General features: G+C 61.2%; 29 protein-coding genes. 13 read left to right on the top strand and 16 right to left on the bottom strand.

Annotated elements, in window-relative coordinates; genetic code table 11:
* The first annotated feature begins 45 nt into the window (after window positions 1–45).
* Window positions 46–618 carry a chorismate mutase gene (locus AC1D1M_RS24705; protein ID WP_477777624.1) on the top strand — a complete coding sequence of 191 codons (573 nt, stop codon included), beginning with the start codon at window positions 46–48 and terminating at the stop codon, window positions 616–618.
* 66 nt (window positions 619–684) lie between these two features.
* Here AC1D1M_RS24705 and AC1D1M_RS24700 read toward each other — a convergent pair whose 3' ends face one another.
* The gene (locus AC1D1M_RS24700; protein ID WP_347911768.1) at window positions 685–1,650 is read right to left on the bottom strand and encodes a GlxA family transcriptional regulator; all 966 of its coding nucleotides are present in this window, start codon (window positions 1,648–1,650) and stop codon (window positions 685–687) included.
* A gap of 104 nt (window positions 1,651–1,754) precedes the next feature.
* Here AC1D1M_RS24700 and AC1D1M_RS24695 point away from each other — a divergent pair, with 104 nt between their 5' ends.
* The 5 genes from AC1D1M_RS24695 to AC1D1M_RS24675 all read left to right on the top strand — a co-directional run bounded on the left by AC1D1M_RS24695 (window position 1,755) and on the right by AC1D1M_RS24675 (window position 4,321).
* Window positions 1,755–2,324 carry a thioesterase family protein gene (locus AC1D1M_RS24695; protein WP_347911767.1) on the top strand — a complete coding sequence of 190 codons (570 nt, stop codon included), beginning with the start codon at window positions 1,755–1,757 and terminating at the stop codon, window positions 2,322–2,324.
* 232 nt (window positions 2,325–2,556) lie between these two features.
* Window positions 2,557–2,931 carry a hypothetical protein gene (locus AC1D1M_RS24690; RefSeq protein WP_477777623.1) on the top strand — a complete coding sequence of 125 codons (375 nt, stop codon included), beginning with the start codon at window positions 2,557–2,559 and terminating at the stop codon, window positions 2,929–2,931.
* Window positions 2,928–3,128 (top strand): helix-turn-helix transcriptional regulator, encoded by a 201-nt coding sequence (locus AC1D1M_RS24685; RefSeq protein WP_007988375.1) that lies wholly within the window; start codon window positions 2,928–2,930, stop codon window positions 3,126–3,128. The genes AC1D1M_RS24690 and AC1D1M_RS24685 overlap by 4 nt, the downstream gene beginning before the upstream one ends.
* A 27-nt stretch (window positions 3,129–3,155) precedes the next feature.
* A complete protein-coding gene (locus AC1D1M_RS24680; protein ID WP_477777622.1) occupies window positions 3,156–3,890 on the top strand; it encodes an SGNH/GDSL hydrolase family protein in 735 nt (244 codons plus the stop codon).
* Between the two features lie 2 nt (window positions 3,891–3,892).
* Window positions 3,893–4,321 carry a nuclear transport factor 2 family protein gene (locus AC1D1M_RS24675; protein ID WP_477777621.1) on the top strand — a complete coding sequence of 143 codons (429 nt, stop codon included), beginning with the start codon at window positions 3,893–3,895 and terminating at the stop codon, window positions 4,319–4,321.
* 138 nt (window positions 4,322–4,459) lie between these two features.
* Here the strand turns inward: AC1D1M_RS24675 and AC1D1M_RS24670 are convergent, their stop codons facing one another.
* From AC1D1M_RS24670 to AC1D1M_RS24655, 4 genes are read right to left on the bottom strand one after another with little or no spacing between them, the layout of a single operon-like run.
* Window positions 4,460–5,584 (bottom strand): agmatine deiminase family protein, encoded by a 1,125-nt coding sequence (locus AC1D1M_RS24670; RefSeq protein WP_477777620.1) that lies wholly within the window; start codon window positions 5,582–5,584, stop codon window positions 4,460–4,462.
* A 48-nt stretch (window positions 5,585–5,632) separates the two neighbouring features.
* Window positions 5,633–6,733, bottom strand: coding sequence for an extracellular solute-binding protein (locus tag AC1D1M_RS24665; protein WP_477777619.1), 1,101 nt, complete (start codon window positions 6,731–6,733; stop codon window positions 5,633–5,635).
* A gap of 1 nt (window position 6,734) precedes the next feature.
* Window positions 6,735–7,643 (bottom strand): N-carbamoylputrescine amidase, encoded by a 909-nt coding sequence (gene aguB, locus AC1D1M_RS24660; protein WP_477777618.1) that lies wholly within the window; start codon window positions 7,641–7,643, stop codon window positions 6,735–6,737.
* A gap of 4 nt (window positions 7,644–7,647) precedes the next feature.
* Window positions 7,648–8,700: an agmatine deiminase family protein gene (locus AC1D1M_RS24655; RefSeq protein ID WP_477777617.1), complete on the bottom strand. Its 1,053-nt coding sequence runs from the start codon at window positions 8,698–8,700 to the stop codon at window positions 7,648–7,650.
* Between the two features lie 134 nt (window positions 8,701–8,834).
* On the opposite strand from AC1D1M_RS24655, the gene AC1D1M_RS24650 reads away from it, so the two are divergent.
* The gene (locus tag AC1D1M_RS24650) at window positions 8,835–9,710 is read left to right on the top strand and encodes a LysR substrate-binding domain-containing protein (RefSeq protein ID WP_477777616.1); all 876 of its coding nucleotides are present in this window, start codon (window positions 8,835–8,837) and stop codon (window positions 9,708–9,710) included.
* On the opposite strand, the gene AC1D1M_RS24645 is transcribed toward AC1D1M_RS24650, so the two are convergent.
* The 4 genes from AC1D1M_RS24645 to AC1D1M_RS24630 form a co-directional block, all read right to left on the bottom strand.
* Entirely contained in the window at window positions 9,711–10,094 is a 384-nt protein-coding gene (locus tag AC1D1M_RS24645; RefSeq protein WP_477777615.1) for a c-type cytochrome, read from the bottom strand.
* Between the two features lie 190 nt (window positions 10,095–10,284).
* A complete protein-coding gene (locus AC1D1M_RS24640; RefSeq protein ID WP_477777614.1) occupies window positions 10,285–10,680 on the bottom strand; it encodes a DUF1801 domain-containing protein in 396 nt (131 codons plus the stop codon).
* A gap of 62 nt (window positions 10,681–10,742) precedes the next feature.
* Window positions 10,743–11,186, bottom strand: coding sequence for an arsenate reductase ArsC (locus AC1D1M_RS24635; RefSeq protein WP_477777613.1), 444 nt, complete (start codon window positions 11,184–11,186; stop codon window positions 10,743–10,745).
* A 23-nt stretch (window positions 11,187–11,209) separates the two neighbouring features.
* Window positions 11,210–12,139 (bottom strand): Ppx/GppA phosphatase family protein, encoded by a 930-nt coding sequence (locus AC1D1M_RS24630; RefSeq protein WP_477777612.1) that lies wholly within the window; start codon window positions 12,137–12,139, stop codon window positions 11,210–11,212.
* A 178-nt stretch (window positions 12,140–12,317) separates the two neighbouring features.
* On the opposite strand from AC1D1M_RS24630, the gene ppk2 reads away from it, so the two are divergent.
* Window positions 12,318–13,235 carry a polyphosphate kinase 2 gene (gene ppk2 / locus AC1D1M_RS24625; protein ID WP_347911755.1) on the top strand — a complete coding sequence of 306 codons (918 nt, stop codon included), beginning with the start codon at window positions 12,318–12,320 and terminating at the stop codon, window positions 13,233–13,235.
* A 168-nt stretch (window positions 13,236–13,403) separates the two neighbouring features.
* On the opposite strand, the gene AC1D1M_RS24620 is transcribed toward ppk2, so the two are convergent.
* Together AC1D1M_RS24620 and AC1D1M_RS24615 are read right to left on the bottom strand one after the other, a co-directional pair.
* Window positions 13,404–13,742, bottom strand: a complete 339-nt coding sequence (locus tag AC1D1M_RS24620) for a YgdI/YgdR family lipoprotein (RefSeq protein ID WP_477777611.1) — start codon at window positions 13,740–13,742, stop codon at window positions 13,404–13,406.
* A gap of 66 nt (window positions 13,743–13,808) precedes the next feature.
* Window positions 13,809–14,471 (bottom strand): ATPase, encoded by a 663-nt coding sequence (locus AC1D1M_RS24615; RefSeq protein WP_477777610.1) that lies wholly within the window; start codon window positions 14,469–14,471, stop codon window positions 13,809–13,811.
* Window positions 14,472–14,701: 230 nt separating this feature from the next.
* Between AC1D1M_RS24615 and AC1D1M_RS24610 the strand changes: the two genes are divergently transcribed.
* The gene (locus tag AC1D1M_RS24610) at window positions 14,702–15,007 is read left to right on the top strand and encodes an NIPSNAP family protein (protein ID WP_477777609.1); all 306 of its coding nucleotides are present in this window, start codon (window positions 14,702–14,704) and stop codon (window positions 15,005–15,007) included.
* Between the two features lie 13 nt (window positions 15,008–15,020).
* Here AC1D1M_RS24610 and AC1D1M_RS24605 read toward each other — a convergent pair whose 3' ends face one another.
* From AC1D1M_RS24605 to speB, 5 genes are all read right to left on the bottom strand, one after another.
* The gene (locus AC1D1M_RS24605) at window positions 15,021–15,479 is read right to left on the bottom strand and encodes a GNAT family N-acetyltransferase (protein WP_477777608.1); all 459 of its coding nucleotides are present in this window, start codon (window positions 15,477–15,479) and stop codon (window positions 15,021–15,023) included.
* A 210-nt stretch (window positions 15,480–15,689) separates the two neighbouring features.
* The gene (betA, locus tag AC1D1M_RS24600; protein ID WP_477777607.1) at window positions 15,690–17,378 is read right to left on the bottom strand and encodes a choline dehydrogenase; all 1,689 of its coding nucleotides are present in this window, start codon (window positions 17,376–17,378) and stop codon (window positions 15,690–15,692) included.
* A 2-nt stretch (window positions 17,379–17,380) separates the two neighbouring features.
* Window positions 17,381–18,955: a purine-cytosine permease family protein gene (locus AC1D1M_RS24595; RefSeq protein WP_477777606.1), complete on the bottom strand. Its 1,575-nt coding sequence runs from the start codon at window positions 18,953–18,955 to the stop codon at window positions 17,381–17,383.
* Window positions 18,956–19,196: 241 nt separating this feature from the next.
* On the bottom strand, window positions 19,197–20,705 hold the full coding sequence (locus AC1D1M_RS24590) for an aldehyde dehydrogenase family protein (RefSeq protein WP_477777605.1): 1,509 nt from the start codon (window positions 20,703–20,705) through the stop codon (window positions 19,197–19,199).
* 53 nt (window positions 20,706–20,758) lie between these two features.
* Entirely contained in the window at window positions 20,759–21,760 is a 1,002-nt protein-coding gene (gene speB / locus AC1D1M_RS24585; RefSeq protein ID WP_409079408.1) for an agmatinase, read from the bottom strand.
* A gap of 151 nt (window positions 21,761–21,911) precedes the next feature.
* Here speB and AC1D1M_RS24580 point away from each other — a divergent pair, with 151 nt between their 5' ends.
* The 4 genes from AC1D1M_RS24580 (at window position 21,912) to glyA (ending at window position 26,504) form a co-directional block, all read left to right on the top strand.
* Entirely contained in the window at window positions 21,912–22,826 is a 915-nt protein-coding gene (locus AC1D1M_RS24580; RefSeq protein WP_477777604.1) for a LysR family transcriptional regulator, read from the top strand.
* Between the two features lie 68 nt (window positions 22,827–22,894).
* Window positions 22,895–24,403, top strand: a complete 1,509-nt coding sequence (locus AC1D1M_RS24575) for a sigma-54-dependent transcriptional regulator (protein WP_477777603.1) — start codon at window positions 22,895–22,897, stop codon at window positions 24,401–24,403.
* A 419-nt stretch (window positions 24,404–24,822) separates the two neighbouring features.
* The gene (gene gcvH, locus AC1D1M_RS24570; protein ID WP_477777602.1) at window positions 24,823–25,206 is read left to right on the top strand and encodes a glycine cleavage system protein GcvH; all 384 of its coding nucleotides are present in this window, start codon (window positions 24,823–24,825) and stop codon (window positions 25,204–25,206) included.
* 41 nt (window positions 25,207–25,247) lie between these two features.
* On the top strand, window positions 25,248–26,504 hold the full coding sequence (glyA, locus tag AC1D1M_RS24565) for a serine hydroxymethyltransferase (protein WP_477777601.1): 1,257 nt from the start codon (window positions 25,248–25,250) through the stop codon (window positions 26,502–26,504).
* Window positions 26,505–26,508: the final 4 nt, after the last annotated feature.

Raw genomic sequence — 26,508 nt, 5'->3', positions numbered from 1 at the left:
GATACACAAGCCGGAGTGATTTCTGCGCCCAAGGAGGTTCCGCCCATGCCCCGTTCCCCTCGCCTGCCGCACTGGTTGGCCTGCACCCTGCTCGGCTTGTTCGCTGGCGGCGTGCAAGCGGACACGTCGCCCCCGGCGCCCAATGCCTTGCAACCCTTGCTGGCGACGATGAATGAGCGGTTGTACATCAGTGAACTGGTGGCGCTGACCAAGTGGGACAGCGGCAAACCGGTCCAGGACAACGCCCGGGAAGCGCAAGTCATCGCCAACGCCCGCAAGCAAGCCACCCAGCGTCAGCTTGACCCCGACGACGTCGCCGACCTCATCGCCGCCCAGATCGAAGCCAGCAAACTGGTGCAATACGGCCGAATCGCACAATGGCAAGCGGCGCACAAGGCACCGGACACGCCACGGCCGGACCTCATTAACGACATCCGGCCCAAGCTCGACACCCTGCAAAACCTGCTGCTCACGCAGTACGCCGCGTTCCTGCCCTATCGCAAAGACCCGAACTGCCCGCAATGGCTGGCCACCGAACGCTCCGCGCTGATCAAGGATTACCTGCATGGCCAGGCGATGATTCGTGCGACCGGAGAGCTGTGCGTTGTAGGTCGATGACAGCGAAGTGATCCAGACGAAGAGCCCGGCCCAATCGGCCGGGCTTTCATGGACGCTCTTTCTTCTTCAGTTCGCCGCCGCTTGAAACCGCTTGCGGTAAGCCGCCGGCAGTAGCCCGACGCGTTGTTGAAACAGCCTGCGAAACGAGTTGCCATCCTCGTAGCCCACGGCATAGGTGATGCTGTCCAGCGTCATGCGTGTGGATTCAAGCAACTGTTTGGCCTTTTCCAGACGCAAGGTCTGCAGGTAGGTAATCGGCGTGTAGCCGGTGGCGTCCTTGAAACGTCGCTTGAAGTTGCGCACGCCGAAGCCGAATTGTTGGGCCACATCATCGATCAACAACGGCTGATCGAAGCGTTCTTCCAGCCAGTTTTGCACCCGCAGGATGTCGCCATCACCATGGCTCTTGGGCATTGACCACATCACATACACCGACTGCTCGCTGCGCACCGAGTCGACCAACAGGTACTTGCCACACTTTTGCGCCAGTTCCAGTGACGCAAAGCGACGCACCAGGTGCAGCAACAGGTCCATGGCCGCACTCGCGCCGCCACTGGTGACCACGCGATTGTCCTCGCAAATGATTTGCCCTTCGTCCAGCAACGCTTCGGTATAGCGGCGACGGAAAAGCTCGGCAAAAGCCCAGTGCGTGGTCGCACGGGTGCCGTTCAATAGCCCGGCCTCACCCAACATGAACGCCGCCGTGCACATGGAAGCCACCACCGCGCCTTGGGCGTGCTGCTCACGCAGCCACGGTCCATAGGCGCAAAACGCCGGTAAGGCGTCCTTGAGGGTGAAGAGGAATCCCGGGATCAGGACCAGATCGGTTCGCGGGATCTCGCGAGTGGAACGGTTCACATGCAAGCGCTGCCCGCCCCAGGCGGCCACATCGGCGCCATCGAGCGAAGCGCTGACCACCCTGAACGGTGGTGGGTCGCTATCGGCGAACAGGTTGGCGGCACTGAGCACTTCCAGGGCCATGGTTGCGCTGGCGGCGGAGCATTGATCGGCCAGTAACAAGGTGATGTGCATAGCGACTCCCTTGCACTTTCCGCATGAAAAATGTCATTTGCGCACCTACCTTAGCCGATTTCCATGGCCTAAAGTGCAGCCATCAACCCAACGGTGGCGCACTTATGAATCTCTGGTTTCGACTTTTCCTTATGCTGTTGCGTCGCCCGTGGCGCAACCCCGTGGACGCCTCGGCGACCACCGTTGTGTGCATGCGCGTGTGGCCGCTGGATCTGGACCTCAACCGGCACGTCACCAACGGTCGCTATTTCACGCTGGCAGACATCGGGCGAATGGATTACGTACTGCGCAGCGGCGCCTTTCGCGTGGCGCTTCGTCATAAGGCCGTGCCGATTGTCGGCGATACCTGGGGCAAGTTCCGCCGAGAGTTGCGCCTGTTCGAAGCCTTTGAAATACATACCCGCATGCTTGGCTGGGACGACAAGTGGACCTTTATGGAGCACCGTTTCGTGAGCAAGGGCCGGGTGGTCGGCGTGGTGGTGATGCGCGGTCTGTTCCGCGCGGGCAGAGGCACGGTGGCACCCGGTGAATTCGCGCTGGAACTGGGTTTGCCAGAGCAATCGCCGTCGATGCCGCCATGGCTGACGGACTGGTCGCGTAACTGCAACGACATGAGCCATCAGTTGCGTACACAAGAGGCTCCGCCTGCGCGGCAACCGGAGACAGTCGGCTGACCGCCAACCTGTGTACGCTCTATTCTGTGCCTACCTCGCGCAACGGGCGAGTTGTGTGTTGTGTGTTGTGTGTTGTGAGTTGTGAGTCGATCACAGCGAAGTGATCCAGACGAAGAGCCCGGCCCAATCAGCTGGGCTTTTTCATGGGCCGGCCTCATCAATGTAAAACACCCTTTACATTCGCGAAATCTCCGGCGAGTATGTAAAGGGACTTTTACATCAGGAGGATGCAATGAAGCGCTACTACATCGAAATGGGCGTCGCGATTACGCTGTACACCGTGCTGTTGCTGGTGTCGGTGATCTTGCTTGAAGACCAGCAAGAAATGGCCATGGCGCTGAAGATCATCATCACGCTATTGCCTGTGATTCCTGCGGGGCTGATGTGTTGGGCGGTGGTGCGCAATATGCGGGCGCTGGACGAAATGCATTTGCGTATTCAGTACGAAGCTCTCGGTTTTGCCTTTGCCGCGTCGGCATTGCTGACCTTCACCTACGGTTTTCTGGAGAATGTCGGTTTCCCGCACGTGTCCTGGGTCTGTGTGTGGCCAGTGATGGGCCTGATGTGGATGGTCGGGCTCAGACTTGCCAAGCGGCGTTATCAATGAAAAACCGTCTCAAGGAACTGCGCGCCGAACGCAAGTGGTCGCAGGTCGATCTGGCGGCGTTGTTGAATGTTTCGCGGCAGACCATCAATGCCATCGAAAATGGTCGCTATGATCCCAGCCTGCCCTTGGCGTTTCAGATTGCCCGGGCATTTGCGCTGCCTATCGAGAGCATTTTCGATGATGAGTTCGCCGGCTGATCACCCTCTTCAATCAGGCAACTGCCCATGAGCCATACGGAAACCCTCGCCAGAATCCTCCTCGGCCCGCTGTTGCTGGTGCAGGGCCTGTACACGCGGCGGGTGACGCCTAGGTTGCCGGAGGCCGAAGGTGAACGCCAGGGCAAGACCGGCAGCGGTGACGTTCTGGGCTTGTTGATTGTTGGCGACAGCGCCGCTGCGGGTGTGGGTGCGGCAACTCAAGGTGAAGCCCTCAGCGGTCGGCTGGTCGAGCGTCTGGCCGATGATTATCAGGTGTCGTGGAAACTCTGGGCGCGCTCGGGTCTGGATTCGCAAGGGTTGCTGGAGTTGCTCGAGCAGCACGCCCCCGAGCCGTTCGATGTGGCGCTGTTGTCGATTGGCGTCAACGATGTCACCAGCTCACTCACCCTGGATCAGTGGCTCGCTCGGCAACGGTGTTTGATGGCGCTGTTGTGCGATAAATTCGCGGTGAGGCAGATTGTGGTGTCGCCGCTTCCGCCGATGCATTTGTTCCAGGCGCTGCCGCAACCCTTGCGCTGGTTCCTGGGTTTCAGGGCGCGACGTTTCAATGCACATTTGGCGGATCTGGCAGATCGTGTGGATCGATGTACGATGCTGACAACCCCGCTGGTGCCCGAACCGGGCTTGATGGCCAGCGATGGTTTTCATCCGGGGCCGATGCTCTACCGTCAATGGGCCGACGATGCCGCCAGGGTGATCGACCAACGCTTTCGCACCACAACAATAAAAAACAGGAGTTGAAGATGTCCGAGCTGAACCTGAACCACGACGTCGCAGCGTCCCTGGAGCAGTGGCACGCGATGATCGGCAACCGCGACTTGAGCGGCCTGCCCGAATTGCTCGATCCGCAGGCGGTGTTCCGCTCGCCGATGGCGCACACGCCGTATCCGGGAGCGCCGGTGGTGTCGATGATCCTCAACACGGTCATGAACGTGTTCGAGGATTTTGCCTATCACCGCGAGCTGGCGACAGCGGATGGCTTGAACGTGATTCTCGAATTCAGCGCCAAAGTCGGTGAGAAAGAGCTGAAGGGCATCGACATGATCCGCTTCAACGAACAGGGCAAGATTGTCGAGTTTGAAGTGATGGTGCGCCCGCTCAGTGGCTTGCAGGCGTTGGGTGAGGAAATGGGGCGGCGCCTCGGTGCTTATCTGAAGGCCAGCAAGGCCTGATTTTTTCTGATTCACCAAAATACCCTGTGGGAGCGAACTTGCTCGCGATGAGGGAGTGTCAGTCGGCATTTTGTTTACTGACCCACCGCTATCGCGAGCAAGCTCGCTCCCACAGGTTTTGTGTAAAGCCTGGAATCTTCACACCATCGGCTGATGACTGGTCACGCAATGAATCCCGCCACCACCCGCGGAGATCGCGTCGATGTCGAGCTGCACCACCTTGCGGTCCGGGTAGAGTTCGGACAGCAGGTCGAAGGCTTTGCCATCGGCTTCTTCGTCGCCGAACTCCGGCGCGATGATCGCGCCATTGATCACGAAGTAGTTGATGTAGCCCGCAGCGAAGTCCTGATTGTCTTTGCTGAACCGGCTGTTGCGCGGGTTGAGTGGTGGCGACACGGTATGCACCTGCAACTTGCGGCCATCGGCATCCGTGGCATTCTCCAGGATCTGCAGATGGGCTCGGGTGACCTTGTAGTCGTAGGACTCGGGGTCGTTGTCGAGGTTGGCGATGACCACGCCGGGCTTGACGAAGCGCGCATAGAAGTCGACATGGGCGTCGGTGATGTCCTTGTCCTTGATACCCGGCAGCCAGATGATTTTGCGCAGGCCCAGCCGTTGTTTCAGTTCCTCTTCGACCTCGGTCTTGCTCCAGTCGGGATTGCGATTGCGGTTGATCCAGCTGCTTTCGGTCATGACCCCGGTGCCGTGGCCATCCACTTCTATGCCACCGCCCTCGCCCACCAGTTCGCTGCGCAAGTATTGCGCCTTGGCGTTTTCGGCGACCAGGGCGGCCAGTTGCGCATCGTCCGCATGCTGCTGTTTGTTGCCCCAGCCGTTGAAGTTGAAGTCCACGGCGCCGAGGCCGCCGTTGCCATCGACGACAAAATTGGCCCCGATGTCGCGCATCCAGATGTCGTCCAGTTCGGTGATCACGAAGGTGGTGTTGTGGCTGCCGCATTTGGCTTCGGCCAGGCGCCGTTCGCTCTGGCGACAGAACACGGTGACTGGCTCGTATTCGGCGATGGTGCGGGCGATCAGGCCAAGAGCATCTTGCACGTGGGGCGTGAAGTCTTCCCAGATCGCGGCCTGCGCCCCGAAGGCGATAAAGGCCCGCTGGTGTTTTTCACCCTCATCCGGCATGTACCCGTTGCCTTTACCGGCCGCTCGCACCGGTGGGGAGGCAAAGCCCAATCCCATGGACGCTACCGCGCCCATTCCGGCGACGACCGATACCTGCTTGATGAATGTTCGACGTGTCGGCATGTGTTTTCCTGAAATCGAGGTTTGGCCGGCCCTCGGGCCGGCCGGTGATCATTTGACTGTAGCGGTCTTGAACTTGGTCCAGGTGCGCATGCGTGCCCGCATGTCGGCCTGGGGAATGTCCTTGCCGGGAATCAGCCGCGCGTAGGTGGCTTCATCAAGATAGATGTCCGGATTGTTGCGCATCGCGGCATCGACGTCCGGGCGTGCCTTGGCGTTGGAGGTCGGGTAGCCGGTGAAGTTGCTGATGGCCGCCATGTTCTGCGGGCGCATCACGAAGTTGATGAACGCGTAGGCGTACTCCGGATGCCGGGCGTCGACAGGAATGGCCATGGTGTCCATCCACACCGTGGTGCCTTCCCGGGGGATGCGGTAGTGGAAGGTGGTTGTCTTGCCGGCGCTGTCCGACGTGCGTTGCGCCTGGGTCATGTCGCCGCTGTAGCCCAGGGACATGCACAGGTTGCCGTTGACCAGGTCGGTCACTGGTTGCGACTGGAACTTGCGAATGTACGGCCGCGCCTTCATCAGCAAGTCACTGGCCGCCGCCAGGTCCGCCGGTTTGGCGCTGCGCGGGTCGCGGCCGAGGTAGTTGAGTACCACCGCCAGCACTTCGTCCGGCGAGTCGATCATCGAGATGCCGCAGTCGGCGAATTTCGCCGCCAGTTCCGGCTTGAACAGCATGTCCAGGCTATTGACCGGCGCGTCCGACGCACGCTTGGCGATCTGCTCGGCGTTGTAGGTCAGGCCGATGGTGCCCCAGGTATACGGGACCGTGGCTTGGCTCGAATGCTCATAGTGCGAGCGCAATTTCTGCAACCCCGGTTCGACGTCGTTCAGGGCGGTGATTCTGGACTGGTCCAGCGGTTGCAGGCTGCCGGCGCGCATCAGGCGTTCGGCCACGGTGTCACCGGGGAAGATCAGGTCATAGCCGCTGCCGCCAGCGAGCATCTTGGCTTCCAGGGTTTCACTGCCGTCCATGACGTCGTAGATCACCTTGATCCCGGTTTCGGCGGTGAACTTGCTGAGGGTGTCCTCGGCAAAATAGTCGGCCCAGTTGTACAGCCGCAGGGTTTTCTCCTCGGCGTGCAGTGCGGGTACCGCAAAGGTCAGCGCCAGCCCCATGGCCAGGCACAGCTTGTTGATCGCGTTCATGTCACACCCCTTGGGTTGCCCAGCGTGAGTGGATCTGGCGACCATCCTGGGTCAGCAATGCCCCGTACATTTCCGGACGGCGGTCGCGGTAGATACCCCAGGTCAGGCGGTCTTCGCGCATGGCCGCCAGGTCCAGGCTGTGGACCAGCACGCCGGTGCTGTCGCGGTCGGCTTCGGCGAGCAATTTGCCCTTGTGGTTGCAGATGAACGAAGAGCCGTAGAAGTTCATTTGTAAGGTCGGGTCGGTGGTCGCCGCTTCCCGGCCGACACGGTTGGCCGCCACCACCGGCAGCAGGTTGGCGGCGGCGTGGCCGCGCATGGTCATCTGCCAGTGATCCCGGGAATCGAGCGTGGCGCAGCCCGGCTCCGAGCCGATGGCAGTCGGGAACAGCAGCACTTCGGCGCCCATCAAGGCCAAGCAGCGGGCGGTTTCCGGGAACCACTGATCCCAGCAGATGCCCAGGCCGATGCGCCCGAACGCTGTGTCCCAGACCCGGAAACCGCTGTCGCCGGGGCTGAAGTATTCCTTCTCTTGATAGCCGATGGCGTTGGGGATGTGGGTCTTGCGGTACACGCCCAACAGGCGCCCGTCGGCGTCGGCCACGCTCAATGAATTGAAGTAGGCATTGCCGGCCTTCTCGTACCAGCTCAGCGGCAGCACCACGCCCAACTCTTTGGCCAATGCGGCAAAGCGCTGGAGCACATGGCTGTCGCGATACTCCTCGGCCAGCGCCAGGTGTTTGTGATGTTGCTCGATGCAGAAGTACGGCGTGGCGAACAGCTCCTGCAACAGGATGACCTGTGCGCCTTTGGCCGCGGCCTCGCGGACCAGTTGCTCGGCCTGGTCGAGGTTGTGTTTCAGGTCCCAGGTGCAAGGCATCTGGGTGGTGGCGATGGTCAGCAGTGTCATGGCATCAACCCCGCACCGGCCAGGCCGGCTGTTGCTGGGTGATGCAATGCACGCCCCCGCCGCCATGGGCCAGATGGTTGATTCGCACCGGCACCACTTCACGTCCGGGGAATGCCTGCGCCAGTACTTCGGTGGCGACCTTGTCGGCATCGATGCCGTAGGCCGGCATGATGATCGCGCCGTTGGCGATGTAGAAATTGGTGTAGGAGGCGCAGAACACTTCAGCCTCGGTGTCCACCGCGTCGCTGGCTTCATAGAGTTCGATCAGCTCGAACTTGCGGCCTTGAGCGTCGGTGGCCAGTTCAAGGGCACGACGGTTTTCCCGCGCCACTTCGGCGTACACCGATTGCTTGTCGTGGGTGGCGTCCACCAGCAACACGCCGGGGCGGGCAAAGGCGCACACGCCGTCGACGTGGCCGTCGGTCATGTCGCCGGTCACGTAGTCCGGATCGCCGGGCAGCCAGATGGTTTTCTTCACGCCCAGCAGGCGGCTGAAGATCTCTTCGATCTCAGCCTTGGTCACCCCCAGATTGCGGTTGGGGTTGAGCAACACCGACTCGGTGGTGATCAACGTGCCCTCGCCGTCCACATGAATCGCGCCGCCCTCGTTGCTCAGCGCCGTGCCGAAACACTCCAGCCCCAAATGGTTGAGCGCACGGCGGGCCAGGCTTTCGTCCAGATCGTGGGCCGACTTGCCGCCCCAGGCGTTGAAGCGCCAGCTCACACCGGCCAGACCCTGCTGCGGGTGGCAGACGAAGCTCGGGCCGGAGTCGCGGCACCAGCTGTCGTTGACCGCCAGTTCGATCAACTCGATGTTCGACCCGCACAAGGCCTTGGCGCTGGCGACGGCCGAAGGATCAACCACCAGTTTCACCGGTTCGAAGCGGGCGATGGCGTTGGCCACCCGGGCGAAGTCCTCTTGAACCTGTGGCAGCGTCACCCGCCAGCCTGACTCCCAAAGCGTCTTGTTGTGCGGCCAGACCATCCAGGTGGCGGCGTGGGTGACCCACTCGGCCGGCATCGTCCAACCGCTGTTTTGAATAACGTTCTGCTGCATGACAAGCACCTCTGAGTTAAGTCATTGTGTTCAATGAAAACGGCCTTGGCGGTCTTGGCATGCATGCTACGGCTGGTAAAACGGGCAAACAAACGATGGATTTTGCAGGTAACTGATTAGAGGAACTTATCGATATGCTCAAACACTGGCCGCCCCTGAGCACCCTGCGCGGCTTCGAAGCCGCCGCCCGGCTGGGCAGTTTTCACAAGGCCGCCGAAGAGTTGCACCTCACCCAATCGGCGATCAGCCAGCAGATCCGCAGCCTTGAGGCGTACCTGGAACAACCTCTGTTCCATCGCAGCGGGCGCAGCGTCAGCCTGACCGATGCCGGTCACGATCTGCTGAGCACTACCCAGGCGTTGTTGCAGCAACTGGCGGTGGGCATTCGCCGGCTGGGGCAGTACCAGAAACCCAATCAACTGGTGCTCAACACCACCCCGGCGTTTGCCCGGCACTGGTTGTTGCCACGCCTGGGGGATTTCCGTCGACAGCATCCGCAGGTCGATCTGTGGATTTTCAGCACCGATGAAGTGCCGGACATGGCCAGCCAGACCATCGACCTGGCGGTGCGTGACGACATCAGTTCCCAGGCCGAATGCAGCTTCAAGGTGCTGCACGCCGACCGCCTCTACCCGGCGTGCCACCCGAGCCTGTTGGCCGTGCCGGTGGAACAGCGCACCACCCTGCATGGCGAACGGGAAATGGACTGGAGCCACTGGGCGGTGGAATCGGGAATTGATGTGGGGCAGATGGATCAGGGGCTGAATTTTTCCGATCCGGGTTTGCTGCTGGACGCGGCCTGCACCGGGCTCGGCATTGCGCTGGTGAGCCAGTTGCTGAGTCGGCAGGCGCGGGCCACCGGGCTGTTGCAGCCGATGGTGGAGCAAACCATCCGCGGCCCGAACTGGGCGCTGCTGACCCACCGTGACAGCGAGAACACCCCGATGGCGCGGGCCTTCACCCAGTGGCTGGTCGACAACCTGGCGGCCGAGCAGCAGACCACGGCCTGATCATTGCGCCGGGAAGGTTTGCAGGTAGGCCAGCAGGTCTTCGATTTTTTCCGGGTCACTGAGGCCCCAGAAAATCATGCGGGTGCCGGGCACGACTTTCTTCGGCGCTTCGAGGTAGGCGATCAGGGTTTCGCGGTTCCAGACCAGGTTGGCGGATTTCATCGCATCGGAATACACGTAGTCCGTGGTGACGGCAGAAGGGCGACCGATCACGCCATTGAGCTGCGGGCCAAAGAAGGCGCGAGCCGATTCGCCGATCTGATGGCAGCCGCTGCAGAGGCGCTTGTACACTTTTTCCCCGGCCTGGACATCGCCCGCGGCAAGGCTGGGAGTGCTGAACAGTCCAGCGCTGAGGGCGAGGGTCAGGGCGGCGATTTTCTTCATGTTGCGTTTCCAGTCTGCGAGTACTCGCTATTGGAACATGACAGCTGAGGATCTCCAAAACGGTCAGGTGGGCGCCGTCCCCTGTGGGAGCGAGCTTGCTCGCGATAGCGATCTGTCAGACACCTTTGATGTCGACTGACACTCCCTCATCGCGAGCAAGCTCGCTCCCACAGGGGGTCTGTGTACTGAGTTATTTTTTGGTTCGGGAGGTATTGAGCTCAATGGCCGCCTGAATCAACGCCGTCAGCGCCGCTTCATCGATCGGCTCGCCCTCGCGAACATCGATGGCACGCCGTGTGTTCCCTTCAAGGCTGGCATTGAACAGCTTCGACGGATCATCCAGCGAAGCACCCTTGGCGAAGGTCAACTTCACCACTTGCTTGTAGGTCTCGCCGGTGCAAATGATGCCGGCATGGGACCACACCGGCACGCCGCGCCACTTCCATTCTTCAATCACGTCAGGGTCGGCCTGGCGGATGATCTTGCGGATGCGGGCCAGGGTTTCGCCGCGCCAGTCGGCCAGTTCCCGGATTCGCTCGTCGATGAGCCCCGAGGCTCCGTTTGATTCAACCTTGTCCGTTTCCATAACCGTCTCGACCCTCATCATGATGGTTGTGACCGATGAGGGTAGACGCTGTTCGAGGTTTTTCAGGAATCGCTGACTGACGGCGCCAGGGGCACGGGGCGGGTTTTCACGGTGACGAACATTTTGATCCGGTCGCCGATTTCCTGAAGGGTATGGCGGAACGGGTCGTGTCTTTCGCTGGTGGTCGGGTCTTCGAAACTCCAGACGATCACTTCACCGGTAAACGGTATGCGCGAGACCTCTTCGGAAGACTTGTCGCACAGGGTGATGACGTAGTCGAACGCCTGGCCTTCGAAATCTTCGAAGGACTTGCTGCGCAAGCCGCTGGCATCGACGCCGATGTGATCGAGGGATTCGAACGTGCGTGGATCGATCTCGGTAGCCTCAAGCCCGGCGCTGAAGGCCTGGAAGTCGGCAGGATCGGTGTGGCGAAGCAAGGCTTCGGCCATGGGTGAGCGGACATCGTTTCGGGCGCAGACGAACAGCACGCGACGGGGGTCGGTCATGGGTTTACCTCGGCTGGCGGACTTTAGTGTTTGCTCATCAATCCATGCATCACGCCGAACCGCAAACCCGGTTCAGACGCAATCATGTGCGTGATCCCGAACACCTTGAACGCCGCCAGCATCAACACCAGGCCGCCGGGCAAAATGCTCAGGCGATGGGTGGGCAAACCGGCCAGCTTGAGGTGTTTCACATGTTTGACTTCCAGCAGGCGCAACGACAGGCGCAACAGGCCGCCATAGGTGATGCCGCTTTGCCCGTCATCATTGAGGCCATTGGCCTTGAGCACCTTGGCCAGCATCCGCGCCGTCCCGGAAGAACCGATCGTCTGCTGCCAGCCCATGGCGCGGTAACGGCGGGCAATGCGTTCGAACTGCACGGTGGCCGCGCGTTCGGCTTCCAATAGCGCTTCGGCCACGATCCGCCCGCCATGGAAGTAACGTGCACCGAAGGTGCCGCTGCCGATGGCAATACTCTCGGTGACCAGCAATTGATCGCCACGGCCGATGATCATCTCCGTGGAGCCACCGCCGATATCCACCACCAGCCGCGTGCTTTGCGCCGGCAAGGTGTGGGCCACGCCGGCGTAGACCAGTTGCGCTTCTTCGTGACCGGAAATGACGTCGATGCGAAAGCCCAGGTGCCGTTCGGCACTGGCCAGGAACAGCGGCGCGTTGTCCGCTTCGCGTACTGCGCTGGTGGCCACCGCCCGCACGCGCCCGGCCTCGAAACCACGCAACTTTTTGCCGAATCGCGCCAGCGCCTGCCAGCCCCGGTCCAGCGCCAACTCATCGAGCGCCCCGCCCTGCAGGCCTTCGGCCAGACGCACCGGTTCACGCAGGGTTTTCACTTCCTGGATGACCATCTGCTGGTTCCGTCTTACCGACTGGCCAATCATCAGGCGAAACGCATTGGAACCCAGGTCAATGGCGGCAAACAGCGGGGCGTCTTTCATACGGGGGTTCCTTGCACATTCATCTGCCGGCGGACTGGCGGCCGTCGGGCACTCAAGACGGATTGCGAGGATCTTGCCATTACTTCGATGACACCCAGATGACACCACCGGGCATCACCACTTCGTAACAAACTGTGACTAACGTCGGCTGTGCCACCCATGACGCGAGTGTCTCACCATGCTTTCCAATCAGGACACCTTGATCCAGCGCATCCACCGCGAGTTGCTCGATATCAGTGACGAGGAGCTGGAACTGGAATTATCGGAAGACGGACACAACCTGGACGCCCTGTTCGATGAACACATCGAGGATGGCAGCGAGAAAGAAGCCCGGCGCCGTTACTTCGCCGAACTGTTTCGCCTGCAAGGCGAACTGGTGAAATTGCAGAGCTGGGTGGTGAAAACCGGGCATAAGGTAGTGATCCTGTTCGAAGGCCGCGATGCCGCCGGCAAGGGTGGCGTGATCAAGCGCATCACCCAGCGCCTCAACCCCCGGGTCTGCCGGGTGGCCGCCCTGCCCGCGCCCAACGACCGCGAGCGCACGCAGTGGTATTTCCAGCGCTACGTTTCGCACTTGCCCGCCGCCGGGGAAATCGTGCTGTTCGACCGCAGCTGGTACAACCGCGCCGGCGTTGAAAAGGTCATGGGGTTCTGCAATGACGACCAGTACGAAGAGTTCTTCCGCACCGTGCCGGAATTCGAGCGCATGCTCGCCCGCTCCGGCATCCAGCTGATCAAGTACTGGTTCTCGATTTCCGACCAGGAACAGAACCTGCGCTTCCTCAGCCGCATTCACGATCCGCTCAAGCAGTGGAAACTCAGCCCCATGGACCTGGAGTCGCGCCGGCGCTGGGAGGCCTATACCAAGGCCAAGGAAATCATGCTCGAACGCACCCACATCGCCGAAGCGCCATGGTGGGTGGTGCAGGCCGACGACAAGAAAAAGGCCCGGCTCAACTGCATTCATCACCTGCTCAGCCAGATGCCTTATGAAGAAGTCGAGCTGCCGGTGATTGAATTGCCCCAGCGCGAGCGCCAGAAAGACTATTCACGGGGACCTGTACCGCAGGAAATCATCGTGCCGGAGATTTACTGAAGCTCGCCACAGTTAATCACTCGTAGCAGGATTTTCGGCATCCTGATGAATAGCCATCAAGCTGTCATCGAATCGTCATGAACCGGGCGGCATAATCAAGTCATCCAATGCGTGCTTTAACTTTCTGCTGCCACTCCCGGCGGCTTTTTTTTTTGCCTGAAATTCTGCTTACAGACACTCCTGCGCCGCACGCTCGAACGTCGATGGCACGAACGCCGAGGCCAGCAGCTTGCGCTCGTAAAGGAACACCTTACCGCCATTCGAGGCTTTGTAGGTTTCCAGTACGTTGTCCGCCGCCACTTTGCTCGATACGACGATCCGGTAGCTGCGCTGGGTCTGCGACACCGTGGGCGCCAGCGCATCGTGCTGCAGCTTCGGCACCACGCAATGGGTGTATTCCTCGGGTGACTTGCTGGTCTGCAAGGTCATCGTCGGATCGTTCGGCGTGGCACAACCGGCCAGCAGCAGCGAGGCAAAGGCCAGGGTCGGGGCAAAAAAAGTGCGCATGGATCAGGTCCTGAAAAGAAATCTACGTTTGGTTAAGCACCCGCCGTTCAGTGGACGTCGGGCTTATTAATTTGTTGCTGCGGTTAAACCGGCCGTTACCAGCGCCTTCAACGACGCATCGAACTGTTTCAGCGCAGTCAGTTGCAGGTCGCGTTGCTGTTCGATTTGCGCGGCGATCTCGGGGGCAGCCTTGTCATGCACCCACACCGACGGCAGTTGTTTTTCCACCGCGCCTTCGGCCTTGCCGATGTACTGCAGGTTGGCGTCGTAGAACCGCGCGGCGAAACGCGCCTCGACCCGGTCATTACGCTGGGTCAGCAACTGGTTGTGGGTATCGAGCATCACCACCACATCCGGGCGAGCCTGCACCAGGGCATCGAGGCTGTCGTAGACCGTCACCGACAGAAAGCTGTGGTGCAATGAACTCATCAGCCAGTCGATGGCCAGGTCCGGATCAGAGCTGTTGACGAACGCCTGGCGAATCCGCGCATCCAGTGCGTTTTTCGCGCCACTCACCGCCACCGAGTGGTATTGCTCAAGGTATCGCAGGTTTTCCACGGTGTTTTCGCTGTAGAGCACCCCGACCGTCTGCCCGTATTGCAGCCCGCCCTGACTATTGGTGATGGGCGACAGATGGCAGGTGCGTGCGTCTTCGGCAAAGGCCGATGCGGTGGATGCAACACTGCCCAGCAACAGGGCAATCACAGCCAGTCGGGTCAAGATTTTCATCGCGCAGGTTCCTTGAGCAGCGTGTTCAATGCAGGCAATTTTCCGCCTTTGCGAAAAAAACAGAACTTGCGATTCTTGATGGTGACTATTGACTGAACCAATAGTGCGGCGGCGCCAGCCAAGGCGGTTGACGCAAACCTGCCGGTCAATGTCGAACAAGCGGCTGTGCCGGGCGCCCACTGTTGATTACAGTGGCGACTGCCCTCAATACCTGATCAAGGAACGAAACAATGGTGACCTGCTACCTGAAATACGTGCTCGATCCCTACCAGCTCGACGCTTTCGAGCACTACGGCAAGTTGTGGATGCCCCTGGTGGAAAAGTTCGGCGGCCAGCACCACGGCTACTTTTTGCCATCGGAGGGCGCCAACAACATCGCCCTGGCGCTGTTCACCTTCCCCAGCCTGGCGGCGTACGAACATTACCGGCAGCAGTCGATGAACGATCCGGAGTGCATCGCCGCTTTCAAGTACGCCGAAGAGAGGAAATTCATCCTCAGCTACGAGCGTTCGTTCATGCGGCCGGTGTTTGGCTGACAGGATCGCTGACTCAGTCTTTTTTCAGATCCAGGCAATAGGTGTAGTAACCGGGGTCGCGCACCCAGCCCAGGGATTCATACAGGCGCTGGGCGGTGAGGTTGTCGGTGGCGGTTTCCAGGGTCATGCCTTTGCCGCCGGCCAGCTTCGCAAAATCCCGGGCGGTGTTCATCAGCAGTGTGCCGACGCCTTTGCCCCGGGCGGCGGGCGTGGTGAACAGATCACCGAGCAACCAGGTGCGATGAGCATCGATGGAAGAAAAAGTCGGGAACAGCTGGACGAAGCCGAGGTTTTCACCGTCGGTGTCCTGGGCAAGAAATATCACCGATTCATCCCGGGCGAGTCGCTCGACAATGAAGGCGCGCGATTGCGCAAGGTTCGACGGCTGCTTGTAGAACATCCGGTAGGCGTCAAACAAAGGGGCGATCTGGTCGATGTGCGATGCGTCGGCGCGCAGGGCCTGAATAGCCATGAGGGTGCTCCATTGCGGTCTCAAGGAATTACAGACTAGCAATGGCGAAGGACCAGCGACGTAAAATTTTCTGAAAGCACCGAGATCCCTGTGGGAGCGAGCTTGCTCGCGATGGCGGTGTTTCATTCAACATTGAAGTCGACTGACACTCCGCTATCGCGAGCAAGCTCGCTCCCACATTAGATTTCCACATTGGATTGCGGGTTGCCGTCAGACCCGCACGTTACGCCCTGGCAGCGAAGTACGCTGGCTGCTTTCCCAGCCTTCGACCAGACCCACCGGCACATCCGCTGACGGCAACATCTGTGCGCCACGCACCAGATCGGACGCCCGCTCAGCAAGCATGATGGTCGGCGCATTGAGGTTGCCGTTCGGCTCGGTCGGGAACACCGACGAATCGATCACCCGCAGACCGGCGATGCCACGCACGCGCAATTCGGAATCGACCACCGCCATGTCGTCCTCGCCCATGCGGCACGAACCGCACGGATGGTAGGTGCTTTCCAGGTTGTCACGCACGAAGGCATCGAGGTCTTCATCGCTGGTCACCTGCGCGCCCGGGGCGATTTCGCCATCGCGGAAGCGGTCCATGGCTTTCTGCCCGATGATCTCGCGGGTCAGGCGAATGCAGCGGCGGAAGCCTTCGCGGTCCTCTTCCCGCTCCAGGTAGTTGAAGCGAATCTCCGGATGCTCGTACGGGTCGGCCGAGCGCACGCGCACATAACCACGACTTTTCGGTTTGTTCGGACCTGTGAGCACCATGAAGCCGTGGCCCTTGATCGGCTTGTTGCCGTCGTAGCGCATCGCCGCCGGCAGGAAGTGAAACTGGATGTCCGGCCAGCGCAGGCCCTTCTCGGAGCGGATGAAACCACCCGCCTCGAAGTGGTTGGTGGCGCCCAGGCCGTCCTTGAACAGCAGCCAGCGCAGACCGATCATCAGCTTGCTCAGCGGGTCCATCTTGCTGTTGAGGGTCACCGGCTCCTTGCAACCGAACTGGATGTACACCTCGGCGTGATCCTGCAGGTTCTCCCCTACTCCCGGCAGGTCGTGGCGTACGCCGATCCCGGCCTTGCGCAGGACGTCCGCCGGGCCGATGCCCGAGCGTTGCAGCAGGTGCGGCGAGCCGATCGGGCCGGACGAGATCAGCACTTCGCGGTTGCAATACACCTGGTGGGTCTGGCCGCCGTGGTCATACATGACCCCCACCGCACGCTTGCCTTCTAGAATGATCTGGCGCGTCATCGCATGGGTGATCACCGTCAGGTTCGGACGGCCCATGGCCGGGCGCAGGTAGGCGTTGGCCGTGGAGCAGCGCACGCCGTTCTTCACGGTCATGTGCATGGCACCGAAACCTTCCTGCATGTAGCCGTTGCAGTCTTCGGTCTTGATGTAGCCCGCCTCCGCGCCGGCTTCGACCCAGGCGCCGTACAGCGGGTTTTTCATGTGGTTGCCGTTGGTGGTGTGCAGCGGCCCGGTCTGCCCGCGATAGCTGTCGCCACCCGACTCATAGCTCTCGGCACGCTTGAAGTACGGCAGACAATTGCGATAACCCCAGCCTTCGGCACCCAGGGATTCCCACTCGTCAAAGTCCAGCGCGTGGCCACGGATGTATACCAGGCCGTTGATCGACGACGAACCGCCCAGCACCTTGCCCCGTGGGCAGTGAATGCGTCGGCCGTTGAGGTGGGTCTCCGGCTCGGTTTCGTAGCGCCAGTTGTACTTCTTGGTGTTCATCGGGATCGAGAAGGCACTGGGCATCTGGATCACTACGCTCTTGTCACTGCCGCCGAACTCCAGGACCAGCACCGAGGTGGCCGGGTCTTCGCTCAGGCGGTTGGCCAACACACAACCTGCCGAGCCTGCGCCAATGATGATGTAGTCGTATTTTTGCGTAGCCATGGTCATCTCCCGACCGTCGATTCAGTGAATACCGGCAGTGGTTGCTGTTTGTGGGTCAGCGTGTCGCCGGTGGTGTATTGCGGGGAGTTTTTCTCAATCTGCTGGATCACCGCTTCTTCGCGTTTCAGATCAATCGAGCGGCTAAGCAAGTAGTACGCCACGCCCGACACGATCAGCCCGACCAGCCAGGCGATGTCGATGCTGCCCAGCGCCTTGGCGAGCGGGCCGACATACACCTCGCGCTGTTCAACGCCGTCGAAGATGTAGAAGAACGGGATCATCGAGATAAAACCGATGGCATAGGCGGCGATGCCGCGCAGCCCCCAGCTGCCGTAGATGTTGCCGTGGGGCATGAAGAAGTGCGGGATGGCGTAGCGGCCCTTGCGCACGAAGAAGTAGTCAGTGAGGTTGACCGAGGTCCAGGGCACCAGGAAGTACAGCATCACCACCAGGTAGATCCCCAACACCGACAGGCCTTTGCCGGAACTCTGGATGCTCAGGGCCACGCCCAGTTGCAGCAGGATCACGAAGCCGATGGCCAGGATGCGTGCCCTGCGTGTTGGTTCGATGTGCTTGATCGAATCGACGCAGGTCAGCGTGGTCAACTTGGCGCTGTAGATGTTCATCGCGATCACCGGCAGGAACGCCAGGATGGTGACGACCACCACCGCCGTGCCCACCAGCGGCGACACGGTGTTGCCGACTTGCCCGAGGGCCACCAGCACGTCAGTGGAGTGCAGGTGGTCGGCGAGCCAGCCACCCACGGAAATCATCCACGCGCCGGACAGCGAAGCCCCGAGGAACACCACGGCGATCAGCTTGCCGCTGGAGGTGTTTTTCGGCAGGTAGCGCGAGTAGTCCGACACGTACGGGGCGTAGGCGATGTTGTAGCTGGCGGCCGCCGCAAACTGCGCGATGAAACCGGTCCAGTTGAAACCCAGCGGCTCCCGGGCCACTTCGCCTTCCGCGAGTGCCGGCAGCACCGCATCCGGCACCCAGCCCATCACCACCGCCACGGTCACCAGGCCATACAGCGGCAACGACAGGTACAGCGCCCATTTGAAGCTGCGGTGCATCCAGTCATGGCCGAGGATCGCCAGCACCGCCGCCGGTATGGTCACCGCCACCGCGATCACCGCCGGGTTGAACCCGAATAGCGTATGCAGCCCCTGCATCATCAGCACCAGGTTGACGATGTTGAAGCCGGCGAACACGAACAGCGTCGCCAGTAGCACCAGGATCACCCCGCGATAACCGAACTGCGCCCGGGACTGGATCATCTGCGGCAGGCCAAGGTGCGGGCCCTGGGAGCCGTGGAACGCCATGAACAGCGTGCCGAACATGATGCCCAGCGTGCCGGCGAGCGTGGTCCAGAGCGCGGTCAGGCCGACGCTTGGGCCAACGAAGCCGATGGTCATGGTGAAGAAGGTGAAATTGCCGAGGAACCAGAACGGGCCCTGACTGGCCAGCTTGTCAGTGCGCTCGTTCTCGGGGATGAAGTCAATCGAATGCCCCTCGACGACGGATTTTTCGTCGAGGCTGGACACGCTCGGGGCGGACTTGGCGTTAGTGTTCATGATGGACTCTTATTGTTGGAAGATCATGACGAGATAACCGCGTTCTTTCGGGTGAACGACTCCCCTGTGGCGAGGGCCACAGGTCCAGTGTTACCCGTGCCTACCTGGCGTTGTTGCTGGAACCGAAAACCTGTGGGAGCGAGCTTGCTCGCGATAGCGGAGGGTCAGGCAACACAGATGTTGAATGTGCAACCGTCATCGCGAGCAAGCTCGCTCCCACAGGGATTGAGTCAGCCTTGACTCAAGGCAGCGTGATCCACACCGCCTTGGTTTCGAGCAGGTAATCGAGCTGCTCGGCGCCCAGGTCCTTGCCGAATCCGGACTGTTTGTAGCCACCGAACGGCATCGACGGATCGAGGGTGCCGTGGGCGTTGACGTAGACCGAGCCTGCTTTCAAGCGTGGAATCAGGCTGTGCACCTTGCCCAGGTCGTTGGAATACAGTGCCGCCGCCAGGCCGTAAGGCGAGTCATTGGCCAGGGCCAGCGCCTCTTCTTCATCGTCGAACGGTGCGGTGACCAGCACCGGGCCGAAGATCTCTTCCTGGACAATGCGCATGTCGTTGCGGCAATTAGCGAAAATGGTCGGCTCGACGAAGAAGCCAGGACCATCGACCGGTTGGCCGCCGTAGACCAGTTCGGCGCCTTCGGCCTTGCCGGTTTCGATGTACTCGGTCACACGCTGCTTTTGCAGGGCCGAAACCAGCGGGCCGATGAAGCAATCAGGATCCAGGCCCGGGGCCATTTTCAGGGTGCGCGTGTAGGCGATCAACTCACGCAGGAATTCGTCGTAGACGCTGCTATGAATATAGGCCCGTGTACCGGCGTCGCATACCTGCCCGGAGTTGAAAAACACGCCATTGGCGACCGCTTGGGCGGCGGCCGGGATGTCGGCGTCGGCGCAGACGATGACCGGTGATTTTCCACCGAGTTCGAGGGTCAGGCGCTTCATGTCATCCAGCGCTGCGCGGCCGACAGTCTGGCCGACCGGGGTCGAACCGGTGAAGGTCAGTTTGTCGATGCCGGGGTGGGTGGCCATGGCCGCACCGACCACACTGCCGCGCCCGGTGACGATGTTGATCACGCCATCCGGAATGCCCGCTTCCTGCACCAGTTCAGCGAAACGCAGGGCCGACAGCGAAGTCAGTTCGGCGGGCTTGACCACCACGGTGCAACCGGTCGCCAGCGCCGCGCCGAGCTTCCAGGCCATTGTTTGCAGCGGGAAGTTCCACGGCACGATGGCGCCGACTACGCCTACCGCTTCCTTGCGGGTATAGGCCAGGTAATTGCCCGGTAGCGAAGGTTCGACGGTACGGCCGTGGAGCTTGGTGGCCCAACCGGCGAAGTAACGCAGGGTATCCACGGTGCCCTGGATGTCCACGTCCTTGGCGAAGGCCACGGATTTGCCCATGTCGATCGATTCGATTTCCGCGAGCTCCGCGGCGTTCTGTTCGATCAGGTCGGCCAGGCGTTGCATCATGCGCTCGCGCTCGGCCGGTTTGGCCTGGCGCCAGGCGCCACCGTCGAACTGCGCGCGGGCGGCTTGCACGGCGCGGTCCAGGTCATCGGTGGTGCCCATGGGAATGCGGGTGATCAGGCCTTCGGTCGACGGCTCGATCACATCGGAAGTCTGGCCGTCACTGGCTTCGACCCAGGCGCCGCCGATGAACATTTTCTGGACCTTGCTGAGGAAGGTCTGGGTGGCTTCGCTGACGCCGAATTTTTGCAGGTAACTTTTGACGATCGTGTCCATTTTTGTTCTCTCTGCCCGGCAGTCAGAGCCTGCCGGGTCACTGGTTTCGATGATCAGGCTGATGCGGCTTCGCTCTCGGCGGCTGCCCGCACCTTGCCACGCTCGTGGAAGATGAAACCGATGCTGTTGAGCAGCAGTTGCGCGGCCAGGATCGAGGTCATGCCGGTCGGGTCGTAGACCGGTGCCACTTCCACCAGATCCATGCCGACGATGTTGCCTTTGCTGCGCTTGGCCAGGGCCTGGATGATTTCCAGCACTTCGTAGTAGAGGAAGCCGCCGTGGCTCGGGGTGCCGGTGCCGGGGGCGATGGACGGGTCGAAACCGTCGATGTCGATGGTGATGTAGTAGTTGATGTCCTGCGGGATCAGCGCCAGCACACCCTCGACGCCAAGGCGACGCACGTCACGCACCGAGAGGATTTTCGAGCCGGCTTCGTGGGCCGCTTCGTAGTCGTCGCGGTTGGACGACGAGACGTTGCGGATGCCCATCTGGGTCATGCCGACAATGTGGTTCATTTCCGAGGCGCGGCGCAGCGGGTTGCCGTGGCCGTAGCGAACACCGTGGCGTTCGTCGACGAAATCCAGGTGCGCATCGAAGTGAATGATATGGATCGGGCCGCGGCCTTCGAAGGCCTTGATCACTGGCGCGTGCACCGAGTGATCGCCGCCGAGCACCACTGGCATGACACCAGCGTCGAGGATCTTGCGCACGGCGTATTCGGTGTTCTTGTTGCTGGTGGCCATGTCGGTGTGGACGATGTCGGCATCACCGACGTCGACCATGCGCACGTCCGATGCGGTGAGGTACATCACGTCATCTTCGTGGTCGTAGGCGCCGGCGTGGCCGAAGGAAAACAGCGTCGATGCTTCGCGAATCCCGCGTGGTCCGAAGCGTGCGCCGGAGCGCCACTGGGTGCCCATGTCGTTGGGCACGCCGAGCACCGCGACGTCGGCATCCAGTGCATCCCAATCGGTGCACACCGGGGATTTGCCAAAGGTGCAATGACCCACGAATGGCAGGTTCAGGCGACCGGATTCATAACCGTTGTTCGACATTTCTAGCCTCTCCACTTCTTGTTATCGGCTTGGCGGACTGCAAGGCGACCGCCGTTGGAAAGACTATGGGCGCAGGTTTTCGTGGAAAAAATGCTAAACATCAGATACTCATATCGGTATTCCCGATGCGTCCCCATGCCGGAGGTCCAAGATGATCCAGCTGCACGATGTCGACCTGAAACTGCTCAGGGTGTTTGCCACGATTGTCCGCTGCGGCGGCTTCTCGGCCGCGCAGGCGGCGTTGAATGCAGGGCAATCGACGATCAGCGAACAGATGACCCATCTGGAAACCCGCCTCGGGGTCAAGCTGTGCCAGCGCGGCCGCAGCGGCTTCCGCCTGACCGAGCAAGGGGTGGCGATCCATGAAGCCACCCAGCGCCTGCTGTCGGCGGTGGAAAACTTCTGCATGGACGCCGACGTGCTCAAGCAGCACATCAGCGGCAAGCTCAACCTGGGGATCATCGACACCACGATCACCGACCCCGACTCGCCGATCCCGCGCACCACCCAGCGCTTCGTTTCACGGGGCCATGACGTGCACCTGAACGTGTACGTCGGCACCCCGGCTGAACTTGAAGAACGGGTGCTCGACGGTCGCCTGCACCTGGCCATTGGGCACTTTCCGATCCATGTGCCGGGCCTGCTGCAATCACCGCTGTACCAGGAAGCCCTGGGCTTGTATTGCGGGCGGCGTCACCCGTTGTACGGCAGCCACGCTGAAGGTGAGGAGCTGCTCGAAGAAGTCGCTGCGGGGCGCATCGTCGTGCGCGGCTACATGCAGCAATACGACCTCGAACACCTGGGCGTCAGCAAGGCGGCAGCCACCGTGGACAACATCGAAGCCACGGCGATCCTGATCATCTCCGGCGCCTATCTGGGCTTTCTGCCTGAGCACTTCGCCGCCCAGTGGGTCAAGAGCGGCGAGATGCACCAGTTGGCCCCGGGGAGTTTGCGTTTGAAGTCGCCGTTCGACGTGATCACCCGTCGCGGCACGGCACCGCCACCGATCCTCCAGGCGTTCCTCGAGGACCTGGCCGCCAGCGCCCGTAAAACCGGCAAGCCGTGATGTGACACTCGCCAAATTCAAATTTTGCCGGGCATACTGATTCGGTTCTCCAACCTTGCAGGCCCGTCATGCGTATCCACGTCACCTTCATCGACCGCGTCGGCATCACCCAGGAAGTGCTGGCCCTGCTCGGTGGTCGCAGTTTCAACCTGGACGCCGTGGAGATGGTGCCGCCGAACGTTTACATCGACGCCCCGACCCTCGGCTCCGAGGTGCTCGAAGAATTGCGCGAGGCGCTTTTCGACGTGCGCGGCGTACAAGCGGTGACCATGGTCGACATCCTTCCGGGGCAGCGCCGGCGCCTGCAACTGGACGCGTTGCTGGCAGCCAGTTCCGACCCGGTGCTGGCGGTGGATGACCGTGGTCACGTGCTGCTGGCCAACCCGGCGCTGATCGCCTTGTGCGGGCGCGAACCGGCCGGTGAGTCGTTGACCGCACTGTTCGACGATGCCGATTTGCAACGCACCCTGATCGCTCAGCATTTCCGCCTGCCGATGCACGAGGTCAGCCTCGGCGGCCAGACCTTGCTGCTCGATGCGATGCCGATCACCGACGCGGGCGCCCTGCTCACCCTGTATCAACCCAATCGCATTGGCGAACGCCTGTCGGCGCTGCATCACGACCATGCCGAAGGCTTCGATGCGCTGCTCGGCGAATCGCCGCCGATCCGTGCGCTCAAGGCCCGCGCGCAACGGGTGGCGGCCCTCGATGCGCCGTTGCTGATCCAGGGTGAAACCGGCACCGGCAAGGAGCTGGTGGCCCGCGCCTGTCATGCCATCAGCCCACGGCACGACGCGCCGTTTCTGGCCCTGAACTGCGCGGCATTGCCAGAGAGCCTGGCCGAAAGCGAGCTGTTCGGCTACGCCCCCGGCGCCTTCACCGGCGCGCAACGGGGCGGCAAGCTCGGCCTGCTGGAACTGGCGGATCAGGGCACGGTGTTCCTCGATGAAGTGGGAGAAATGTCGCCCTATCTGCAAGCCAAGTTGCTGCGTTTCCTGAGCGATGGGTGCTTCCGTCGGGTCGGTGGCGACAAGGAAGTTCGGGTCAATGTGCGGGTGCTCAGCGCGACCCACCGTGACCTGGAAAAAATGGTCGCCGAAGGGCGTTTTCGCGAAGACCTGTTCTACCGCCTCAACGTGCTCAACCTGCAAGTACCGCCGCTGCGCGAACGCGGTCACGACATCCTGTTGATGGCCAATCACTTCATGCAACAGGCCTGCGCGCAGATCCAGCGACCGGTGTGTCGTTTGGCACCGAGCACCTTCAGCGCCCTGCTCGGCAACCGCTGGCCGGGCAACGTGCGGCAATTGCAGAACGTGATCTTTCGCGCGGCGGCGATTTGCGAAAATCCGCTGGTGGACATCGATGACCTCGACATTGCGCGCACGGCGGTAGAGCGGCAGAACGACGGCGAAGTCGGCAGCCTGGAAGAGGCTGTGGGCGACTTTGAAAAGAACCTGCTGGAACAGCTGTATCGCAGCTATCCGTCCAGTCGGTTGCTGGCTGCACGACTGCAGACGTCCCATAGCGCTATTGCTATTCGCTTGCGCAAATACGGGATTCCCGGCAAGCCCTGAGTGATCTGTCGGAACACATTGTCACCGACAACACATTCCCCTGTGGGAGCGAGCTTGCTCGCGATGAGGCCGTGTCAGTCGATATCAATTTTGCCTGTCACACCGCAATCGTCGGAACGCCGCCCGGAGCAAGCTCGCTCCCACAGGGGGATCAGTGGTGTTGCTGAATTCTTCGTCTGCAAATCGATACAGCGTAGCGAAATCAAGACAAAACCCTTCCCACCCGCATTTACGGCGTCTGCGCCCACAGCCCTGCTTGTCTGTATTGATTTCAATACGAATGAAATCTATCGCACTTAATAAAATCACTTCAAGCCATTGATTTAAAACAACTAATCAACCTTGGCACCACCCTTGCTTTCACTCCTCCAACCCCGCTCGTCGCCCCGCCACGAGCCTTAAAACAATAAGGAGTTGATATGAGCCAATTGCGTTTTACCGTCGATCACGAATGGTTGCGCCTTGAGAGCAATGGCCTGGTCACCGTCGGCATCACGGCGTTTGCCCAGCAGGCGCTGGGGGATGTGGTGTTCGTTCAGGTGCCTGAACTGGGCGCCTTCGAGGCAGGCGCTGAAGTGTCGGTGCTGGAATCGGTGAAAGCCGCCAGCAGTATCGGCATGCCGCTGGACGGTGAAGTGGTCGAGATCAACGCGACGCTGGAGAGCACCCCGGAACTGGTCAACGAAGACCCATTGGGCGAAGGCTGGTTCTTTCGCTTCAAACCGGTCGATGCCCTGGCGCTGGGAGATCTACTGGATCAAGACGCCTACGAACGCCTGACCGCAGAACACGCCGACGCTTGAAGCCCCCTGGGCATTTCCCGAATCCGCAAAAGGACCACACCATGTTCAGCAAGCACGACCAGATCAAAGGCTACGACGACGAACTGCTGGCGGCGATGAACGCCGAGGATGCGCGGCAGGAACACCATATCGAACTGATCGCCTCGGAGAACTACACCAGCCAGCGGGTGATGGAGGCACAAGGCAGCGGCCTGACCAACAAGTACGCCGAAGGTTATCCGGGCAAGCGTTACTACGGCGGCTGCGAGCATGTCGATGTGGTCGAACAACTGGCTATCGACCGCGCCAAGCAGCTGTTCGGCGCCGACTACGCCAACGTCCAGCCGCACTCCGGCAGCCAGGCCAACGCCGCGGTTTATCTGGCTCTGTTGCAAGCCGGCGACACCGTGCTGGGCATGAGCCTGGCCCACGGCGGTCACCTGACCCACGGCGCCAAGGTGAGTTTTTCCGGCAAGCTGTACAACGCCGTGCAGTACGGCATCGACACCACCACGGGCCTGATCGACTACGACGAAGTCGAGCGCCTGGCGGTCGAGCACAAGCCGAAGATGATCATCGCCGGGTTCTCGGCCTATTCGAAGACCCTGGACTTCCCGCGCTTCCGCCAGATCGCCGACAAGGTCGGCGCGTACTTCTTCGTCGACATGGCCCACGTCGCCGGGCTGGTGGCCACGGGTCTGTACCCGAATCCGCTGCCCTACGCCGACGTGGTCACCACCACCACACACAAGACCCTGCGCGGTCCGCGTGGAGGATTGATTCTGACCAAGGCCAATGCGGAGCTTGAGAAAAAATTCAACGCCGCGGTGTTCCCCGGCGGTCAGGGCGGCCCGCTGATGCACGTGATCGCCGCCAAGGCCGTGTGCTTCAAGGAAGCGCTGGAACCAGGCTTCAAGACTTATCAGGCACAAGTGATCCGCAACGCCCAGGCCATGGCGCAGGTGTTTATAGAGCGCGGTTATGACGTAGTGTCCGGTGGCACCGACAACCACCTGTTCCTGGTCAGCCTGATCCGCCAGGGCCTCACCGGCAAAGACGCCGACGCCGCCCTCGGCCGTGCCGGCATCACTGTGAACAAGAACGCCGTGCCCAACGATCCGCAATCGCCCTTTGTGACCTCCGGTTTGCGCATCGGCACGCCGGCGATCACCAGCCGTGGCTTCAAGGAAGCGCAAAGCATCGCGTTGGCGGGCTGGATCTGCGACATCCTTGATCACCTCGGCGATGCCGACATCGAGGCCAATGTCGCCCGCCAGGCTGCTGCCCTGTGTGCCGACTTCCCGGTCTACCGCGACTGATTGC

This window comes from Pseudomonas sp. P1_F7, from assembly GCF_056405655.1.
The sequence above is the reverse complement of the archived record's forward strand: the minus strand, read 5'-3'. Positions and strand labels throughout refer to the sequence as shown.

What these genes read in the sequence shown, in the direction of transcription:
- aguB (WP_477777618.1), bottom strand. Translation starts at nt 7,643, where the DNA reads ATGACACTGCTGACCATCGCCACCACCCAGATGCCTTGCACCTGGGAC.
- AC1D1M_RS24615 (WP_477777610.1), bottom strand. Translation starts at nt 14,471, where the DNA reads ATGAAAATCTTGACCCGACTGGCTGTGATTGCCCTGTTGCTGGGCAGT.
- AC1D1M_RS24580 (WP_477777604.1), top strand. Translation starts at nt 21,912, where the DNA reads ATGATCCAGCTGCACGATGTCGACCTGAAACTGCTCAGGGTGTTTGCC.
- AC1D1M_RS24695 (WP_347911767.1), top strand. Translation starts at nt 1,755, where the DNA reads ATGAATCTCTGGTTTCGACTTTTCCTTATGCTGTTGCGTCGCCCGTGG.
- AC1D1M_RS24630 (WP_477777612.1), bottom strand. Translation starts at nt 12,139, where the DNA reads ATGAAAGACGCCCCGCTGTTTGCCGCCATTGACCTGGGTTCCAATGCG.
- AC1D1M_RS24635 (WP_477777613.1), bottom strand. Translation starts at nt 11,186, where the DNA reads ATGACCGACCCCCGTCGCGTGCTGTTCGTCTGCGCCCGAAACGATGTC.
- betA (WP_477777607.1), bottom strand. Translation starts at nt 17,378, where the DNA reads ATGGCTACGCAAAAATACGACTACATCATCATTGGCGCAGGCTCGGCA.
- AC1D1M_RS24655 (WP_477777617.1), bottom strand. Translation starts at nt 8,700, where the DNA reads ATGCAGCAGAACGTTATTCAAAACAGCGGTTGGACGATGCCGGCCGAG.
- AC1D1M_RS24605 (WP_477777608.1), bottom strand. Translation starts at nt 15,479, where the DNA reads ATGGCTATTCAGGCCCTGCGCGCCGACGCATCGCACATCGACCAGATC.
- AC1D1M_RS24595 (WP_477777606.1), bottom strand. Translation starts at nt 18,955, where the DNA reads ATGAACACTAACGCCAAGTCCGCCCCGAGCGTGTCCAGCCTCGACGAA.
- AC1D1M_RS24645 (WP_477777615.1), bottom strand. Translation starts at nt 10,094, where the DNA reads ATGAAGAAAATCGCCGCCCTGACCCTCGCCCTCAGCGCTGGACTGTTC.
- AC1D1M_RS24590 (WP_477777605.1), bottom strand. Translation starts at nt 20,705, where the DNA reads ATGGACACGATCGTCAAAAGTTACCTGCAAAAATTCGGCGTCAGCGAA.
- AC1D1M_RS24670 (WP_477777620.1), bottom strand. Translation starts at nt 5,584, where the DNA reads ATGCCGACACGTCGAACATTCATCAAGCAGGTATCGGTCGTCGCCGGA.
- gcvH (WP_477777602.1), top strand. Translation starts at nt 24,823, where the DNA reads ATGAGCCAATTGCGTTTTACCGTCGATCACGAATGGTTGCGCCTTGAG.
- speB (WP_409079408.1), bottom strand. Translation starts at nt 21,760, where the DNA reads ATGTCGAACAACGGTTATGAATCCGGTCGCCTGAACCTGCCATTCGTG.
- AC1D1M_RS24620 (WP_477777611.1), bottom strand. Translation starts at nt 13,742, where the DNA reads ATGCGCACTTTTTTTGCCCCGACCCTGGCCTTTGCCTCGCTGCTGCTG.
- AC1D1M_RS24685 (WP_007988375.1), top strand. Translation starts at nt 2,928, where the DNA reads ATGAAAAACCGTCTCAAGGAACTGCGCGCCGAACGCAAGTGGTCGCAG.
- AC1D1M_RS24665 (WP_477777619.1), bottom strand. Translation starts at nt 6,733, where the DNA reads ATGAACGCGATCAACAAGCTGTGCCTGGCCATGGGGCTGGCGCTGACC.
- AC1D1M_RS24610 (WP_477777609.1), top strand. Translation starts at nt 14,702, where the DNA reads ATGGTGACCTGCTACCTGAAATACGTGCTCGATCCCTACCAGCTCGAC.
- AC1D1M_RS24650 (WP_477777616.1), top strand. Translation starts at nt 8,835, where the DNA reads ATGCTCAAACACTGGCCGCCCCTGAGCACCCTGCGCGGCTTCGAAGCC.
- AC1D1M_RS24675 (WP_477777621.1), top strand. Translation starts at nt 3,893, where the DNA reads ATGTCCGAGCTGAACCTGAACCACGACGTCGCAGCGTCCCTGGAGCAG.
- AC1D1M_RS24680 (WP_477777622.1), top strand. Translation starts at nt 3,156, where the DNA reads ATGAGCCATACGGAAACCCTCGCCAGAATCCTCCTCGGCCCGCTGTTG.
- AC1D1M_RS24705 (WP_477777624.1), top strand. Translation starts at nt 46, where the DNA reads ATGCCCCGTTCCCCTCGCCTGCCGCACTGGTTGGCCTGCACCCTGCTC.
- AC1D1M_RS24690 (WP_477777623.1), top strand. Translation starts at nt 2,557, where the DNA reads ATGAAGCGCTACTACATCGAAATGGGCGTCGCGATTACGCTGTACACC.
- ppk2 (WP_347911755.1), top strand. Translation starts at nt 12,318, where the DNA reads ATGCTTTCCAATCAGGACACCTTGATCCAGCGCATCCACCGCGAGTTG.
- AC1D1M_RS24700 (WP_347911768.1), bottom strand. Translation starts at nt 1,650, where the DNA reads ATGCACATCACCTTGTTACTGGCCGATCAATGCTCCGCCGCCAGCGCA.
- AC1D1M_RS24640 (WP_477777614.1), bottom strand. Translation starts at nt 10,680, where the DNA reads ATGGAAACGGACAAGGTTGAATCAAACGGAGCCTCGGGGCTCATCGAC.
- glyA (WP_477777601.1), top strand. Translation starts at nt 25,248, where the DNA reads ATGTTCAGCAAGCACGACCAGATCAAAGGCTACGACGACGAACTGCTG.
- AC1D1M_RS24575 (WP_477777603.1), top strand. Translation starts at nt 22,895, where the DNA reads ATGCGTATCCACGTCACCTTCATCGACCGCGTCGGCATCACCCAGGAA.